We start from the raw sequence: 15,142 nt of genomic DNA on the forward strand, positions 1-15,142 counted from the left end.
GCCGGAGAAGTTGGCGCGAACCTCGTTCTGGTGCATGAACATCGGCCTCGCCTGGATGGTGTTCGTGACCCTGCTGCCGCTCGGCGTCCTGCAGCTCTACCACTCGGTCAACGACGGCTACTTCGAGGCGCGCTCCCTGGGCTACATCACCAGGCCCGGCAACGCCGTCCTGGAATGGCTCCGGCTGCCCGGCGACCTCATCCTGATCGTCGGCGGCGTGCTGCCGTTCGTCTGGATCGCCTGGACCGCGCTGCGGCATTTCCGGACGGGCTCGACGGTTCAGGAGTTGCCCGAACATCCGTTGTACGTCGAAGCCCCGACCGAGCCGGACACCAGTGCCGCGGTGTCGGCGAAGGACTGAGCGGTGACTCAACCGGCCGCCTCCGTTTGGCTGATCGCCGGCTATTCCCTTGCCCTGCTGGCCGTCGGCTGGAGTTTCGACTCGATGGCCCGGCGGGCGTCGGCGCGCGCGGCCCGTTGGCGCACAGGCCAATTCACCTACCGGCCCGATCATGACGCCTGGGTGTGCCCGCAGGACCACTGGTTGTGGCCGACTTCGTTCGATCCGCGGCACCGGGTCATGCGATATCGCGCCCAAACGGTGGTGTGTAACAGCTGTCCCGTCAAGTCCAGCTGTACGACGTCCGATCACGGCCGGGAGATCAGCCGCGAGGTGGACCCTTGGCCGCACTCGGACGCTGGGCGGTTCCACCGCGGGATCGCCTGCTGCGTGGCCGCCTTCGGAATCGTGTTGCCGCTGGCCATGTTGGTCGCCAATCACTCGGGCGCCGACGTGTTGGTATTGACGGGCACCATCGGGGTTGTCGCACTGCTCGGCCTGCCGCTGGTCCGCCACCTGTGGAACACCCCGTCCAATGCGCCGGAGCACCTTCCCCACCGCACCGCGCTCGAAGACCAGGCGGCCGCGGCGATCGACAGGTATTCCACTCGCTGGGGCGGCTGGGAAAGCAAGGAGGGCAAGGCAACATGACCACCGTTGTGATCGTCGTCGTCGCTGGGATTGTCACGCTTGCCGTGCTCGCGAGGTGGTCGCTGGCCGTGCTGCGCGAATACGAACGCGGAATCGTCTTCCGGATGGGGCATGTGCGCCCGCTCTACGGTCCCGGGCTTCGTGTCCTCATCCCCTTCCTGGACAAGATGATCCGCGTCGACCAGCGGTTGGTGACGCTCACCATTCCGCCGCAGGAGGTGATCACCCGCGACAACGTGCCGGCCCGGGTCAACGCCGTCGTCATGTTCCAGGTGATGGAGCCGCTGAAAGCGATTCTGGCGGTGGAGAACTACGCGGTGGCGACCTCCCAGATCGCCCAGACCACGCTGCGTTCGCTGCTCGGCCGGGCGGACTTGGACACCCTGCTGGCACACCGGGAGGACCTCAACAGCGACCTGCGCACGATCATCGAAAAGCAGACCGAACCTTGGGGAGTGCAAGTCCGCGTCGTGGAGATCAAAGACGTCGAGATTCCCGAGTCGATGCAGCGGGCGATGGCCCGCGAGGCGGAGGCCGAACGGGAACGCCGCGCGAAAGTCATCAACGCCCGCGGGGAACTGCAGGCCTCCGAAGAGCTACGTGAAGCGGCGGAGACGCTCTCGAAGAGCCCCGCCTCGCTGCAATTGCGTTACCTGCAAACGCTGTTGGAACTGGGGGCAGACCAGAATTCGACCGTCGTCTTCCCGCTGCCGGTGGACATCATCACGCCGTTCTTGCGACACCCCGAGGCGCTACAGGGCATCGTCGACAACTTCAACAATCGCCGGTGACAGGCGAGCGCCACTTGCGGTGATGGCGCGCCCGCCCGTCGTACGGAGCTATACCGGGGGCGGCTCGGACGGTGCGAACCGCCAGTTGTCCGGATTCTTCGGCGGGTACACCACCGGAAACAACTGGCCCATGGTGGGCCACTGCTCGACGTCGACGGCCATGCGCTGATACACGGCGTGTTCGCTGACGGTGGGCCCGTTGATCACGCCGGATATGGTGACGAACTGTTCACCGGTGGCGTCCGGGCGTGGACTCACACCGGTGACCAGCAACGTACCGTTCAGCACATCGCCGCGGGGGCCGCGCGGCAGGAACCGCTGGGCTAGAGCGACCGCCAAGACGGCCACCAACAGGAACAGCACGCCGAATTCCCACACGCCGCCATGGTAGGGCCGTGATAGGACTGCGTCATGAGCCGGGACGATCTGACGTTGGCGCTGACGCTGGCCGACCGCGCCGACACGCTGACGTCGGCGCGGTTCGGGGCCCTCGACCTGCGCGTTGACACCAAGCCGGACCTGACCCCGGTCACCGACGCCGACCGCGCGGTGGAGACCGAGCTGCGGGAGACGCTGGGCCGCGAGCGGCCGCACGACAGCATCGTCGGCGAGGAGTTCGGCGGAACGACCACTTTCACCGGGCGCCAGTGGATCATCGACCCCATCGACGGCACCAAGAACTTCGTGCGCGGCGTGCCGGTCTGGGCCAGTCTCATCGCACTGCTCGAAGATGGTGTGCCCACGGTCGGCGTCGTCAGCGCCCCCGCCCTGCAGCGCCGGTGGTGGGCGGCGGACGGCGAGGGCGCCTTCGTCGCGGTCAACGGCGCGCCGCCCCGCCGGCTCTCGGTTTCGTCTGTCACACAATTGGATTCGGCCAGCCTGTCGTTCTCCAGCCTGTCCGGTTGGGCGCAACGTGGCCTACGGGAACGCTTCATCTCGCTGACCGACGCCGTGTGGCGGGTGCGCGCCTTCGGCGATTTCCTCTCCTATTGCCTGGTGGCCGAGGGGGCGATCGACATCGCCACCGAACCGGAGGTGTCCGTCTGGGACCTCGCGGCCCTCGACATCCTGGTGCGCGAGGCGGGCGGGACGCTCACCGGCCTGGACGGCGTCGCGGGGCCGCACCGCGGCAGCGCGGTGGCAACCAACGGGCCGCTGCACGAACTCGTACTTCGCGCTCTCGATGCCGGCGGTCTGTGAATTAGTTAACAACTGTTCTCTGTTATCTTACTCCGGAGTAAGATAGGCTTATTCGCACTGCCCCGACTACTACAGGCTGCCGACATGACCGACACTGGTTCCGGTTCAACACAGAGTTCGAAATCCGCCCGCTCGCGTCGCAAACGCAAAGACCAGCAGAGCGGGATCGGGCTGCAACCCCACAAGCGCACCGGCGTCGACATCGCCATCGCGCTGCTCACCCCGCTGATGGGCCAGGAATTCCTGGACAAGTACCGGCTGCGCGATCCGGTCAACCGGGGGCTGCAGTACGGCACGAAGACTGTCTTCTCCACCGCCGCCGCCGCGTCCCGCGAGTTCAAGCGGCTGCAGAACCTGCGCGGCGGACCGACCCGGCTGAAGTCGAGCGGCAAGGACTACTTCGACCTGACCCCCGACGACGACCAGAAGATGATCGTCGAGACGCTCAGCGAATTCGCCGAGGAGGTACTGCGGCCCGCGGCGCACGACGCCGACGAGGCGGCGACCTACCCACCGGACCTGATCGCCAAGGCAGCGGAGTTGGGCATCACCGCGATCAACATCCCCGAGGACTTCGACGGCATCGCCGCGCACCGCTCCAGCGTGACCAACGTGCTGGTGGCCGAGGCGCTCGCCTACGGCGACATGGGTCTCGCGTTGCCGATCCTGGCCCCCGGGGGCGTGGCCGCCGCGCTGACCCACTGGGGCAGCGCGGACCAGCAGGCCACCTATCTGCACGAGTTCGCCGGCGAGAACGTCCCCCAGGCCTGCGTCGCGATCGCCGAGCCGCAACCACTCTTCGACCCCACCCGCCTGAAGACCACCGCGGTGCGGACGCCGAGCGGCTATCGCCTCGATGGCGTGAAGTCGTTGGTCCCGGCGGCGGCCGACGCTGAGTTGTTCGTCGTCGGAGCGCAGCTGGAGGGGCGGCTCGCGCTGTTCATCGTCGAGTCGTCGACGAAAGGCCTTACCGTCAAGGCGGATCCGAGCATGGGCATCCGAGCGGCGGCCCTGGGCCACGTCGAGCTGTCCGGCGTGACCGTCCCGCTGAGCGCGCGGCTGGGCGAGGACGAGGCAACCGATGACGACTACTCGGAGGCCATCGCGCTGTCCCGGCTGGGCTGGGCGGCGCTGGCGGTGGGCACCTCCCACGCGGTGCTCGACTACGTCGTGCCCTACGTGAAGGAGCGCGAGGCCTTCGGCGAGCCGATCGCGCATCGTCAGGCCGTGGCGTTCATGTGCGCCAACATCGCGATCGAGCTGGACGGGCTGCGACTGATCACCTGGCGCGGCGCGGCGCGGGCCGAACAGGGCCTGCCCTTCATTCGCGAGGCGGCGCTGGCCAAGCGGCTGGGCGCCGACAAGGGCATGCAGATAGGCCTGGACGGCGTGCAGTTGCTCGGCGGCCACGGCTTCACCAAAGAACACCCGGTCGAGCGTTGGTATCGCGACCTGCGGGCCATCGGCGTCGCCGAGGGCGTCGTAGTCATCTAACACGAGCTGAAAGTTCAACCATGGCAATCAATCTGGAACTGCCCCGCAAGCTGCAAGCGGTCGTCGTGAAGACCCATCAGGGCGCGGCGGAGCTGATGCGGCCGATCGCGCGCAAGTACGACCTCAAGGAGCACGCCTACCCGGTCGAACTCGACACGCTGTACAACCTGTTCGCCGGCGCCTCGGAATCGATCGAATTCGCCGGGGCCGACAACCTGGGCGATGAAAACCAAGACAGGGACCAGAACCACAACGGCGCCAACATGGCCGCCCTGCTGCAGACCTTGGAGGCTTGCTGGGGCGACGTCGCGATGATGTTGTCGGTCCCCTATCAGGGCTTGGGCAACGCGGCCATCTCCGCCGTCGCCACCGAAGAACAGCTGGAACGCCTGGGCAAGGTGTGGGCGGCGATGGCCATCACCGAACCGGGCTTCGGCTCTGACTCGGCGGCGGTATCGACCACCGCCAAGCTGGACGGCGACGAGTACGTGATCAACGGCGAAAAGATCTATGTCACCGCCGGTTCGCGCGCCACCCACATCGTGGTGTGGGCCACGCTGGACAAGTCGCAGGGGCGCGCGGCGATCAAGTCGTTCATCGTCCCGCGCGAGCACCCCGGCGTCACGGTCGAACGGCTCGAACGCAAGCTCGGCATCAAAGGCTCCGACACCGCGGCGATCCGGTTCGACAACGTCCGCATCCCCAAGGAGAATCTGCTGGGGAACCCGGAAATCGAAGTCGGCAAAGGCTTTTCCGGCGTGATGGAGACGTTCGACAACACCCGGCCGATTGTGGCCGCCATGGCCATCGGCGTCGGGCGCGCCGCCCTGGAGGAAATCCGCAAGATCCTCACCGAGGCCGGGGTGGAGATCTCCTACGACAAACCGTCACACGCCCAGAGCGCCGCGGCGGCCGAGTTCCTGCGGATGGAGGCCGACTGGGAGGCCGCCTACCTGCTGGCGCTACGTGCGGCGTGGCAGGCCGACAACAAGATCCCCAACTCCAAAGAGGCGTCGATGAGTAAGGCCAAGGCCGGCCGCATGGCCAGCGACGTCACCCTCAAAACGGTTGAATTGGCTGGCACCGCGGGCTATTCCGAGCAATCAATGCTGGAGAAGTGGGCGCGCGACTCCAAGATCCTGGACATCTTCGAGGGCACCCAGCAGATCCAGCAGCTGGTGGTCGCCCGCCGCCTGCTTGGCCTGTCGTCGGCCGAGCTCAAATAGCCCCCGGTCCGCGCCGAACGTGCAACCATGGCGGGAATTCGGCGATTTCTTCACCCTGAGTGCACGTTCGGCGAAACTTAGGCGCCGACCGCGTTCAGCCGCTCGCGCACGTCGCCGTCGAGTTCGATGGACGCGGCGTCCAGGTTCTCCTCGAGGTGTCGCACCGACGACGTCCCCGGGATCAGCAGCACGTTGGGCGCCAGGCTCAGCGTCCACGCCAACGCGACCTGCGCCGGCGTACGCCCCAGCCGCTCGGCGGCGTCGACCACGAGTTGGTGAGTGAGCACCGGGTTGGGTCGCATGAAGGCGGCCCCCAGGGGGAAAAACGGAACGAACGCGATCCCGCGCGCCGCACACTCGGCCAGCACCGGCGCCGAATCGCGCTGAACCAGGTTGAACGCGTTTTGCACGCAGGCGATTTCGGTGCGCTCGCACGCATGCAGCAGGTGTTCGCGGTTGACATTGCTCAGCCCGATGCCGCCGATCAGCCCCTCGTCACGGGCTTCGATCATGACCGACAGCTGGTCGTCGAACAGCTGATCCGGCCCGTCGCTTTCGAACACGCGCAGGTTGACCACGGCCAGCTGCTCGACACCGAGGGCCCGCAGGTTCGTCTCGATGTCGCGGCGCAAGTCCGCCGGCGCATCGACCGGCAGCCAGCCGCCGCTGCCGTCGCGACGCCCGCCCACCTTGCTCACCAGCGCCAGGTTCTCCGGATAGGGATGCAGCGCCTCGCGGATGAGTTCGTTGGCCACGTCGGGACCGTAGAACTGGGCGGTGTCGATGTGGTCGACGCCGAGTTCGACCGCCCGCCGCAGCACGGCCAGCGCCTCACCGCGGTCGCGGGGCGGACCGAACGCGTTCGGGCCCGGCAACTGCATGGCGCCGAAGCCCACCCGGGAGACCGAAAAGCGACCGAGTGGAAAGGAATCCATACCGTGAGGTTAGCGTCGGGGGATGGACACGTTTCAAGCGCTCGTCGCTCGCGAAGATGGTGACCGGATAACCGCGTCGGTCGAGACCTTGAGCCCCTCCGACCTGCCGCCCGGTGAGGTGACGATCCGGGTGCTCTATTCGAGCGTCAACTACAAGGACGCGCTGGCGCTGACCCCCGGCGGCGGCGTGGTGCGCGGCTACCCCGTGGTGCCGGGCATCGACCTGACCGGTGAGGTCGTCGAGTCGCAATCACCCGACTTCACCGTGGGCGAGAAGGTGCTGGCCCACGGATACCAGATCGGCACCGGCCACCACGGCGGCTACGCCGAATACGCGCGGCTGCCGGGCGACCAGGTCGTCGCACTCGGCTCGTTGAGCCCGCACGAGGGCGCCGCGATCGGCACCGCCGGCTTCACCGCCGCGATGAGCGTGCAGGCGTTGATCGACTGGGGCATCGAACCCGGCGCCGGGTCGGTGGTCGTCACCGGCGCCTCCGGTGGTGTCGGCTCGGTCAGCGTGGACCTGCTGGCCGCCAAGGGCTATCGGGTGGTCGCCTCGACCGGCAAGGAGGAGGCGGCCGGGCTGCTGAAAGAGCTTGGCGCCGCGGAGGTTATCGGGCGGCTGCCGGAAGACCCCGACGCCAAACCGCGGCCGCTGGCCAAGGCGCGCTGGGCGGCCGCGGTCGACTGCGTCGGCGGCGCGACCCTGGCCGACGTGCTCAGCGCCGTCGACTACGGCGGTGCGGTGGCCTGCAGCGGCCTCACCGGTGGCCCGGGATTGAAGACCACGGTGATGCCGTTCATCCTGCGCGGCATCGCGCTGCTCGGGATGGATTCGGTGCAGATGCCGATCGGCCCGCGCCGCAAACTGTGGGCGCTGCTGGGCGATTCGTTGCGCCCGCGTCATGTCGACGCACTCACCAGCGACGTCGACATCAGGGATGTGGTCGATGTGCTGGATCGGGTGCGCGCCGGCAAGTTCACCGGGCGGGCGGTGGTGCGGGTCGCCGGGGGATTCTGAGCCGGCAGTAGGCTGACCGACCATGCGAGCTGCACGGGTGATTCGGCTGGACGGTCCGGACGCGATCGAGGTGGCGGAGATCGACGAACCCTCGGGTGACGGCGTGGTCGTGGATGTGTACGCCGCCGGTGCCGCCTTCCCCGACGCCCTACTGACCCGGGGCCTGTACCAGTACCGCCCCGAGCCGCCGTTCGTGCTGGGAGCCGAGATCGCGGGGGTGGTGCGTTCGGCGCCGGACGGCGCACACGTGCGGCCCGGCGACCGAGTCGTCGGCCTGACGATGCTGTCCGGCGGCATGGCCGAGGTCGCGATCCTGCAACCCGACCGGGTGTTCAAGCTCCCCGACAATGTCGGTTTCGAGGCGGGCGCCGGCCTGCTGTTCAACGACCTCACGGTGTACTTCGCCCTGACCGTGCGCGGCCGGCTGGCCCAGGGCGAGACGGTGCTGGTGCACGGCGCGGCCGGCGGCATCGGAACATCGACGCTGCGGCTGGCATCGCTGCTCGGGGCGTCGCGCACCATCGCGGTCGTCAGCACCGAACAGAAGGCGGACGTCGCGACCGCCGCCGGGGCCACCGACGTGGTGCTCGCCGACGGGTTCAAGGACGCGGTCAAGGAGCTCACCGGCGGCCGCGGCGTCGACGTCGTGCTCGACCCGGTCGGCGGCGACCGGTTCACCGACTCGCTCCGCTCGCTCGCCCCGGGCGGACGGCTGCTCGTCGTCGGCTTCACCGGCGGCGACATTCCCACCGTCAAGGTGAATCGGTTGCTGCTCAACAACATTGACGTGGTCGGCGTGGGCTGGGGCGCCTGGACGGCGACGCATCCGAACGCGCTGGCCGAGCAGTGGGCCGGACTGGAGAAGTTGCTTGCCTCGGGTCGGCTGGCTCCCCCCGACCCGGAGGTCTACCCCCTGGACGACGCCGCCGCCGCGGTCGCGTCCCTGGAGAACCGCACCGCCAAAGGCAAGGTCGTGGTGCGCGTCCGCGACTGACGCGATGGGCCGAACCGGCCGCGCCCGGTCGTGTGACATTCGCAGGATTCGATAGCGCGGGCGATATCAAATCCCGGTAGCCGGGCATGGTCCGCCCTTGTGCAGGCCCGGAACAAAAAGTAATGTCACTTTCAGTTTTAGCCGCCGCAGCCGGGAGTCAGCCATGGAATCCTTCGTCCACTTGCGAAAAGGGAAAACGCCACGCCGCCTGCACGCCGACCTGGACGGGCTGAAGGACGACGAGCTGGGCCGGGGCGGATTCACCGGCCGCACGGCGAACCTCTACCGCCGCCACGACCCCACCGCCTACCGGTCCGTCGGCCCGCTGCGCCCCGTCGACGTGCTGGCCGGTGAGCTCAAGCCCAGCGACGCCACCGACGCCAACGGCGCTCCCCTGCTGATGTTCAGCAACGCCGACTGCCGAATCCTGTTGAGCCGCCGCCACGAGCCGATGCCGTTCTACGCCCGCCATGTCGACGGGGACCTGCTGTGCTTCGTCCACCAGGGTGCCGGCCTGCTCGAAACGGAGTTCGGGCCGCTGCGCTACCGCGACGGCGACTGGGTCTACATCCCGAAGGCCTGCACCTGGCGCCAGGTGCCGGACAGCGAGACGACGATGCTGATGATCGAGGCGACCGACGAGTTCCGGGTTCCGCCACCCGGGCCGCTGGGCCGCCACTTCCCGTTCGACCCGTCGCAGGCCACCATTCCCGAACCGGCGCCCATCGACGACGACGGCAGGGACGAGTACGAGGTCCGGCTCGTCCATGATGGTGGCCCCACAACGCTGTTCTACCAACACAATCCGCTCGACATCGAAGGCTGGCGCGGCGACAACTTTCCGTTCACGTTCAACATCGCCGACTACAACGTGGTCACCTCCGACAGCGTTCACCTGCCGCCGACGGTCCACCTGTTCATGCAGGCCACCGGCGTCTACGTGATGAACTTCTTGCCGAAGCCCGCGGAAGGCGTCTCCGGCACCGAACGCACACCCTGGTATCACCGCAATGTCGACTACGACGAGATCGCCTTCTTCCACGGCGGCTCGCTCTACGGCATTCCGATGCCGCCCGGCCTGATTTCCCATGCGCCGCAAGGCGTCCACCACGGTGCACCGGAGAAGGCGCGGGAACGGGCGCGCCGCAAGTTCGACGAGTACTCCCGCGTCGATTGGCAAGTGATCGCCGTCGACACCCGCCGGCGTCTGACCCCGTCGGCCGAGGTGCTGGCGCACGACCTAGGACAACACTGAGCATGACGACCCGCCACGAATACGAACGCATCCCCTATCTCGTTGCCTTCCAGAACAATTCCGGCGTCCGCGACGTGTACGGCGGTCTGGCCGAGATCACCGTGCTGGAGAGCTACCTGCTCAAGCCCATAGACAAGCCGTCGGACACCGTGCTCGTCTTCATGCACCCGATCGGCGGCGGGGCCTATTTGCCGATGATCAACGCGCTGGCCCGGGCCGGCCATCATGTCATCTACTGCAACAGCAGGTTCCGCGGCACCGACTCGGCGCTGCTGATGGAGAAGGTGGTCGAGGATCTCGGCGAGTGCATCAAGGACGCCAAGAAGCGGCTGGGTTACCAGAAGGTGGTGCTGGCCGGGTGGAGCGGCGGCGGCTCGTTGTCGATGTTCTACCAGCAGCAGGCCCAGCACCCCACCATCACCTCGAGCCCGTCCGGCGACGGCCCCGACCTGACCGCCCTGGACCTGCCCGCCGCCGACGGAATCATGCTGTTGGCGGCGCACATCAGCCGGCACGGCACGCTCACCGAATGGCTCGACGCGTCGATCCTCGACGAATCCGACCCCACCAAGCGCGATCCCGAGTTGGACCTGTACAACCCGGACAACCCGAACCAGCCGCCCTACACCCAGGAATTCCTGGCCCGCTACCGCAACGCGCAGATCGAACGCAACCGGCGCATCACCGCGTGGGTCAAGGACAAACTCGCCGAACTGCGGGCCGCCGGACGTCCGGACGAGGAGTTCTGTTTCGTCGTGCACGGCACCATGGCCGACCCGCGTTGGCTGGACCCGACCGTCGATCCCAACGAACGCACCCCGGGAACGTGTTACCTGGGGGATCCTCAGGTGGTGAACATGAGCCCGGTCGGGTTGGCGCGCTTCTCCACGTTGCGCGGCTGGCTCTCGCAATGGAGTTACGACGAGGCCCGGGGCGACGGGGTGGCCTGCGGCGCCGACATCGCAATCCCCGCGCTGGTCATCGGCAACCTCGCCGACGACGCCTGCACGCCCAGCCACACCCGCCGGCTCTACAACGCGATCGGCCATCATGACAAGGAGATGCACGAAATCCCCGGCGCCACACACTATTACGCGGGCCTCGATCAGCGCGACAAACTGCGCGCTGCCGTCGACATCGTCACCGACTGGCTGGTCCGCCACGACTTCGCGGACAAAGAATGAGCGCGGCGGCGGGGCCGCTGGACGGCATCCGGGTGCTCGAACTGGGCACTCTGATCGCGGGCCCCTTCGCCGGGCGGCTACTCGGCGACATGGGCGCCGACGTCATCAAGGTGGAACCCCCCGGCGCCCCGGACCCGTTGCGCACCTGGGGCCAGGCCGAGCTCGACGGGCAGCACGTCTTCTGGACGGTGCACGCGCGCAACAAGAGAGCGATCACCCTCGACCTGCGCCGGCCACATGGCCGCGAACTGTTCTGCGACCTCGTCGAGAAGTCCGACATCATCGTGGAGAACTTCCGCCCGGGGACGCTGGAGAAATGGGACCTGGGTTACGACGTGCTGAGCGCCCGCAACCCGGGCATCATCCTGGTTCGGGTGTCCGGCTACGGCCAGACCGGCCCCGACGCGCACAAGGCGGGGTATGCCTCGGTGGCCGAGGCGGCCAGCGGGCTGCGCTATCTCAACGGTTTCCCGGGCGGCCCGCCGCCCAGGCTGGCACTCTCGCTGGGTGACACCCTGGCCGGCATGTTCGGCGCGCAAGGGGCGATGGCGGCGTTGTACCGTCGCAGCATCACCGGACGCGGCCAGGTGGTGGACGTCGCGCTGACCGAATCCTGTTTGGCCGTCCAGGAATCCACCATCCCCGACTACGACCTGAGCGGCGTGGTGCGCGGGCCTTCGGGCACCCGGCTGGAGGGCATCGCGCCTTCCAACATCTATCGCAGCGCCGACGGCTCGTGGGTGGTGATCGCCGCCAACCAGGACACCGTCTTCGCCCGGCTGTGCAAGGCGATGGGGCGCCCGGAGCTGGCCGCCGACGACCGGTTCGCCACGCACGGCGCGCGCGGCCGCAATCAGGATGAACTCGACGAGATCATCGGCGCCTGGGCCGCGGAACGCCAGCCCGGCGACATCATCGAAACCCTCAGCGCCGCAGGGGTGATCGCCGGCCCGATCAACACGGTCGCGGAGGTGGTCAACGACCCGCAGCTGCGCGCCCGCGGCATGCTGGTCGAACATTTCGATGAACGGCTCGGCCGGGACGTCCTGGGGCCGGGCATCGTGCCGGTGCTGTCGGAATCGCCGGGCCGCGTGCGCAACGCCGGGCCCGCCCGCCCGGGACAGCACAACGACGACGTCTACATCGGGCTGCTCGGCAAGACCGCTGCGGAGCTCGAGGAGTTACGGGCCGAGGGGGTGGTATGACGCACGTGCACATCCGCGAGGTGGCGCTGCGCGACGGCCTGCAGATCGAGACGCCGATTCCGTTGTCGGCCAAGCTCGAACTGCTGGCCGCGGTCGCCGCGACCGGGGTCCGCGAGGTGGAGGCCACGGCGTTCGTCTCGCCATCGAAGGTGCCGTCGATGGCCGACGCCGCCGAGCTTGCCGCCCACCTGCACGACTACCCCGACATCGAGTTCTCCGCCCTGGTGGCCAGTCCGAACGGAGCCAAGCGGGCCGTTGCGGCGGGGCTGCGCTCGATCGAGTACGTGGTCGCCGCCGACGACACGTTCAGTCAGGCGAACGTCGGGCGGACCAGCGCCGAGGCCACCGAGGCGATCGACGAGATCGTCGCGATCGCGCACGGCGCAGACGTCACCGTCGAGGTTGTCATCGCCACCGCGTGGGACTCGCCGTTCGAGGGCCCCACCCCGCCCGAGCGGGTGCCCGACATCGCCGCGGCCGCCCGCGAACGCGGCGCCGACCGCCTGTCCATCGCCGACACGATCGGCACCACCACCCCGGGGCGCGTGAGTTCGCTGATCGCACAACTGCGTCCAATGATCGGCGACCTGCCGCTGGGCGGGCATTTCCACAACACCCGCGGCTCCGGTCTGGCCAGCGCCTACGCCGCGGTCGGGTCCGGGGTGACCCGGCTGGATTCCTCGGTCGGCGGGCTGGGCGGCTGCCCGTTCGCGCCGGGTGCCACCGGCAACATCGCCACCGAGGACCTGGTCTACCTGCTGCGTGACAGCGGCATCGACGTCGACGTCGACCTGCAGGCCGCCATCGCCGCGGCCGACGTCGCCAAATCCGTTGTCGGCCATGACCTGCCGAGCGCCCTGCTGCGGGCCGGCGACCGGATGCGGGCCTGATGCCCGCGCCGGAGGCGCGCACCGCGAAGGGCCGCCAGACCAGGCAGGCCATCGAGCTGGCCGCCCGGAAGCTGTTCGCCGAGCGCGGCTTTCACGGGACCACGCTGGCCGACATCACGTCGGCGGCCGGCAAGTCGCCCGCGGTGTTCTACCGGTACTTCGCCGACAAGGAAGACCTGCTCGCCGCCCTCGCCGAGTCCTTCCTGCACGATGTCGTGACACCGTCGGGGCTGAGCCTCGAGTTACCGGACTCTGCGGAGGACGACGCCTTCTTCACCTCGGTGGTCACCGGGTACTGGAACATGTTCAAGCAGAACATCGGCATCATGATCGCCGTGGCCCAGCTGGCCGCCACCCAGCGACGCTTCGCGGCCGTGCAGAACGAATTCCGCCGCTTCGGCATGGACATCGTCGCCGCGTCGGTCCGCCGCGCCCAGGAGCAGGGCTACGGAACCGAGCTCGACCCGCAACACACCGCGGCGGCCATCGCCCTGCTATTCGAGAACTTCACCACCGTCTTCGTCGGCCCCTCCAACCTGGGCATCAAGATCAGCGACTCCGACGCCATCGCCACCCTGTCGACGATCTGGAAGAAAACCCTCTACGGCGCGTAAGCCCTTGCAAAGGAGAAAACTGTGGATTTCACACTCCCCGAACACCTTCCGGGCCTGCTCGCTCAAATGGACGAGTTCATCGAGACGGAGATCAAACCGCTGGAGCGCGACCACATCCAGTACTTCGACAAGCGCCGCGAACACGCCCGCACCGACTGGGACAACGACGGCATCCCGACGCGCGAATGGGAGGATCTGCTCGCCGAGATGCGCAGGCGGGCCGACAAGGCGGGCTGGCTGCGGTACGGGCTGCCGGCGTCGCTGGGCGGCCGGGACGGCACCAACGTCGACATGGCCGTCATCCGGGAGCACTTGGCGCACAAGGGCCTCGGCCTGCACAACGACCTGCAGAACGAATCCTCGATCGTCGGCAACTTCCCGCAGGTGATCATGATGGAGCGGTTCGGCACCGACGAGCAGCGACGGCTCTGGTCCGAAGCGCTGATCACCGGGGAACGTTCGATGGCGTTCGGACTGACCGAGCCCCAGCACGGCTCGGACGCGACGTGGCTGGAGACGCGCGCGCAGGCCGACGGCGACGGGTGGGTGATCAACGGCGCCAAGCGGTTCAACACCGGGGTGCACCGCGCGACCCACGACCTGGTGTTCGCGCGCACCTCCGGTGAGCCGGGCCAGGCGCGGGGCATCACGGCGTTCCTGGTGCCGACCGATGCGCCCGGGTTCACCGTCCCCTACTACTGGTGGACGTTCAACATGCCGACCGACCACGGCGAAGTCCAGTTGACCGACGTCCGGGTGCCCGCCGATGCGGTGCTCGGCGAGGTCGACCGCGGTCTGGAGGTCGCGCAGACGTTCCTGCACGAGAACAGGATTCGGCAGGCGGCCAGCAGCCTGGGCGCGGCCCAGTACTGCATCGACCGCGCCGCCGAATACGCCGGCAACCGGACCGTTTTCGGCAAACCGCTGTCGGTCAACCAGGCCGTGCAATGGCCGCTGGCCGAATTGCAGACCGAAGCGCAGATGGTGCGGCTGCTGGTGGCCTATGCCGCCTGGCATCTGGACCGCGACCACCACATGGAGGTCTCGGACAAGGTGTCGATGGCCAACTACCGCGCCAACCGACTCGTCTGCGACGCCGCCGACAGGGCCATGCAGATCTTCGGTGGCCTCGGCTACAGCCGGCACGAGCCGTTCGAGCACATCTATCGCCATCACCGTCGCTACCGGATCACCGAGGGAGCGGAGGAGATCCAGATTCGCCGGGTGGCGCAGCGGCTGTTTAAGTTTGGCAAGTGACATCGACCGAGCAGTTGGCCCCACAGCTCGCCGCGGTGCTGGCGCCGGTCCTCGGTGCCGATGTGGCGGTTGAGAACCTGCGCGC

At 68.1% G+C, this 15,142-nt stretch carries 15 protein-coding genes and 1 pseudogene; 14 read left to right on the plus strand and 2 right to left on the minus strand.

All coding sequences use genetic code 11. The features are described 5' to 3' along the window. The 3 genes and pseudogenes from A5709_RS16435 to A5709_RS16445 all read left to right on the plus strand — a co-directional run. A pseudogene (locus A5709_RS16435) lies at nucleotides 1–361 on the plus strand (nitric-oxide reductase large subunit); the annotation flags it as partial. A gap of 3 nt (nucleotides 362–364) precedes the next feature. After that, entirely contained in the window at nucleotides 365–991 is a 627-nt protein-coding gene (locus tag A5709_RS16440) for a hypothetical protein (RefSeq protein WP_068120822.1), read from the plus strand. Next, complete coding sequence (locus tag A5709_RS16445; RefSeq protein ID WP_067949922.1) at nucleotides 988–1,782, plus strand: slipin family protein; 795 nt, start codon at nucleotides 988–990, stop codon at nucleotides 1,780–1,782. The genes A5709_RS16440 and A5709_RS16445 overlap by 4 nt, the downstream gene beginning before the upstream one ends. A 48-nt stretch (nucleotides 1,783–1,830) precedes the next feature. Here the strand turns inward: A5709_RS16445 and A5709_RS16450 are convergent, their stop codons facing one another. Beyond that, complete coding sequence (locus tag A5709_RS16450; RefSeq protein WP_068120824.1) at nucleotides 1,831–2,160, minus strand: hypothetical protein; 330 nt, start codon at nucleotides 2,158–2,160, stop codon at nucleotides 1,831–1,833. Nucleotides 2,161–2,193: 33 nt separating this feature from the next. Between A5709_RS16450 and hisN the strand changes: the two genes are divergently transcribed. From hisN to A5709_RS16465, 3 genes are all read left to right on the plus strand, one after another. Then, the gene (gene hisN / locus A5709_RS16455; protein ID WP_067949919.1) at nucleotides 2,194–2,982 is read left to right on the plus strand and encodes a histidinol-phosphatase; all 789 of its coding nucleotides are present in this window, start codon (nucleotides 2,194–2,196) and stop codon (nucleotides 2,980–2,982) included. Between the two features lie 84 nt (nucleotides 2,983–3,066). Further along, on the plus strand, nucleotides 3,067–4,476 hold the full coding sequence (locus A5709_RS16460; RefSeq protein WP_068011267.1) for an acyl-CoA dehydrogenase family protein: 1,410 nt from the start codon (nucleotides 3,067–3,069) through the stop codon (nucleotides 4,474–4,476). A gap of 20 nt (nucleotides 4,477–4,496) precedes the next feature. Next, nucleotides 4,497–5,702: an acyl-CoA dehydrogenase family protein gene (locus tag A5709_RS16465; RefSeq protein ID WP_068011270.1), complete on the plus strand. Its 1,206-nt coding sequence runs from the start codon at nucleotides 4,497–4,499 to the stop codon at nucleotides 5,700–5,702. A gap of 77 nt (nucleotides 5,703–5,779) precedes the next feature. Here the strand turns inward: A5709_RS16465 and A5709_RS16470 are convergent, their stop codons facing one another. Further along, nucleotides 5,780–6,637, minus strand: coding sequence for an oxidoreductase (locus tag A5709_RS16470; protein WP_068011272.1), 858 nt, complete (start codon nucleotides 6,635–6,637; stop codon nucleotides 5,780–5,782). A 22-nt stretch (nucleotides 6,638–6,659) separates the two neighbouring features. Between A5709_RS16470 and A5709_RS16475 the strand changes: the two genes are divergently transcribed. The 8 genes from A5709_RS16475 (at nucleotide 6,660) to A5709_RS16510 (ending at nucleotide 15,057) form a co-directional block, all read left to right on the plus strand. Further along, nucleotides 6,660–7,658: an acryloyl-CoA reductase gene (locus A5709_RS16475; protein WP_068120827.1), complete on the plus strand. Its 999-nt coding sequence runs from the start codon at nucleotides 6,660–6,662 to the stop codon at nucleotides 7,656–7,658. Nucleotides 7,659–7,680: 22 nt separating this feature from the next. Then, nucleotides 7,681–8,652 carry an NADPH:quinone oxidoreductase family protein gene (locus A5709_RS16480; protein ID WP_067944714.1) on the plus strand — a complete coding sequence of 324 codons (972 nt, stop codon included), beginning with the start codon at nucleotides 7,681–7,683 and terminating at the stop codon, nucleotides 8,650–8,652. A 163-nt stretch (nucleotides 8,653–8,815) separates the two neighbouring features. Continuing rightward, nucleotides 8,816–9,907: a homogentisate 1,2-dioxygenase gene (locus A5709_RS16485; protein ID WP_068011278.1), complete on the plus strand. Its 1,092-nt coding sequence runs from the start codon at nucleotides 8,816–8,818 to the stop codon at nucleotides 9,905–9,907. Between the two features lie 2 nt (nucleotides 9,908–9,909). Continuing rightward, nucleotides 9,910–11,091, plus strand: coding sequence for an alpha/beta fold hydrolase (locus tag A5709_RS16490; protein ID WP_068120829.1), 1,182 nt, complete (start codon nucleotides 9,910–9,912; stop codon nucleotides 11,089–11,091). Then, nucleotides 11,088–12,296 (plus strand): CaiB/BaiF CoA-transferase family protein, encoded by a 1,209-nt coding sequence (locus tag A5709_RS16495; RefSeq protein WP_068120831.1) that lies wholly within the window; start codon nucleotides 11,088–11,090, stop codon nucleotides 12,294–12,296. The genes A5709_RS16490 and A5709_RS16495 overlap by 4 nt, the downstream gene beginning before the upstream one ends. Beyond that, on the plus strand, nucleotides 12,293–13,186 hold the full coding sequence (locus A5709_RS16500) for a hydroxymethylglutaryl-CoA lyase (protein WP_068120832.1): 894 nt from the start codon (nucleotides 12,293–12,295) through the stop codon (nucleotides 13,184–13,186). Before A5709_RS16495 ends, A5709_RS16500 begins: the two co-directional genes overlap by 4 nt. After that, a complete protein-coding gene (locus tag A5709_RS16505; RefSeq protein WP_082974071.1) occupies nucleotides 13,186–13,800 on the plus strand; it encodes a TetR/AcrR family transcriptional regulator in 615 nt (204 codons plus the stop codon). The genes A5709_RS16500 and A5709_RS16505 overlap by 1 nt, the downstream gene beginning before the upstream one ends. Before the next feature lie 21 nt (nucleotides 13,801–13,821). Next, nucleotides 13,822–15,057 (plus strand): acyl-CoA dehydrogenase family protein, encoded by a 1,236-nt coding sequence (locus A5709_RS16510; protein WP_067943475.1) that lies wholly within the window; start codon nucleotides 13,822–13,824, stop codon nucleotides 15,055–15,057. Nucleotides 15,058–15,142: the final 85 nt, after the last annotated feature.

Origin of the sequence: Mycobacterium sp. E1386 (genome assembly GCF_001672745.1) — a bacterium.
Taxonomy (GTDB): domain Bacteria; phylum Actinomycetota; class Actinomycetes; order Mycobacteriales; family Mycobacteriaceae; genus Mycobacterium.

Excerpts from the sequence above, each read along its gene's own strand:
- A5709_RS16445 (WP_067949922.1), top strand. The coding sequence starts at position 988 with ATGACCACCGTTGTGATCGTCGTCGTCGCTGGGATTGTCACGCTTGCC.
- hisN (WP_067949919.1), top strand. The coding sequence starts at position 2,194 with ATGAGCCGGGACGATCTGACGTTGGCGCTGACGCTGGCCGACCGCGCC.
- A5709_RS16460 (WP_068011267.1), top strand. The coding sequence starts at position 3,067 with ATGACCGACACTGGTTCCGGTTCAACACAGAGTTCGAAATCCGCCCGC.
- A5709_RS16465 (WP_068011270.1), top strand. The coding sequence starts at position 4,497 with ATGGCAATCAATCTGGAACTGCCCCGCAAGCTGCAAGCGGTCGTCGTG.
- A5709_RS16470 (WP_068011272.1), bottom strand. The coding sequence starts at position 6,637 with ATGGATTCCTTTCCACTCGGTCGCTTTTCGGTCTCCCGGGTGGGCTTC.
- A5709_RS16475 (WP_068120827.1), top strand. The coding sequence starts at position 6,660 with ATGGACACGTTTCAAGCGCTCGTCGCTCGCGAAGATGGTGACCGGATA.
- A5709_RS16480 (WP_067944714.1), top strand. The coding sequence starts at position 7,681 with ATGCGAGCTGCACGGGTGATTCGGCTGGACGGTCCGGACGCGATCGAG.
- A5709_RS16485 (WP_068011278.1), top strand. The coding sequence starts at position 8,816 with ATGGAATCCTTCGTCCACTTGCGAAAAGGGAAAACGCCACGCCGCCTG.
- A5709_RS16490 (WP_068120829.1), top strand. The coding sequence starts at position 9,910 with ATGACGACCCGCCACGAATACGAACGCATCCCCTATCTCGTTGCCTTC.
- A5709_RS16495 (WP_068120831.1), top strand. The coding sequence starts at position 11,088 with ATGAGCGCGGCGGCGGGGCCGCTGGACGGCATCCGGGTGCTCGAACTG.
- A5709_RS16500 (WP_068120832.1), top strand. The coding sequence starts at position 12,293 with ATGACGCACGTGCACATCCGCGAGGTGGCGCTGCGCGACGGCCTGCAG.
- A5709_RS16505 (WP_082974071.1), top strand. The coding sequence starts at position 13,186 with ATGCCCGCGCCGGAGGCGCGCACCGCGAAGGGCCGCCAGACCAGGCAG.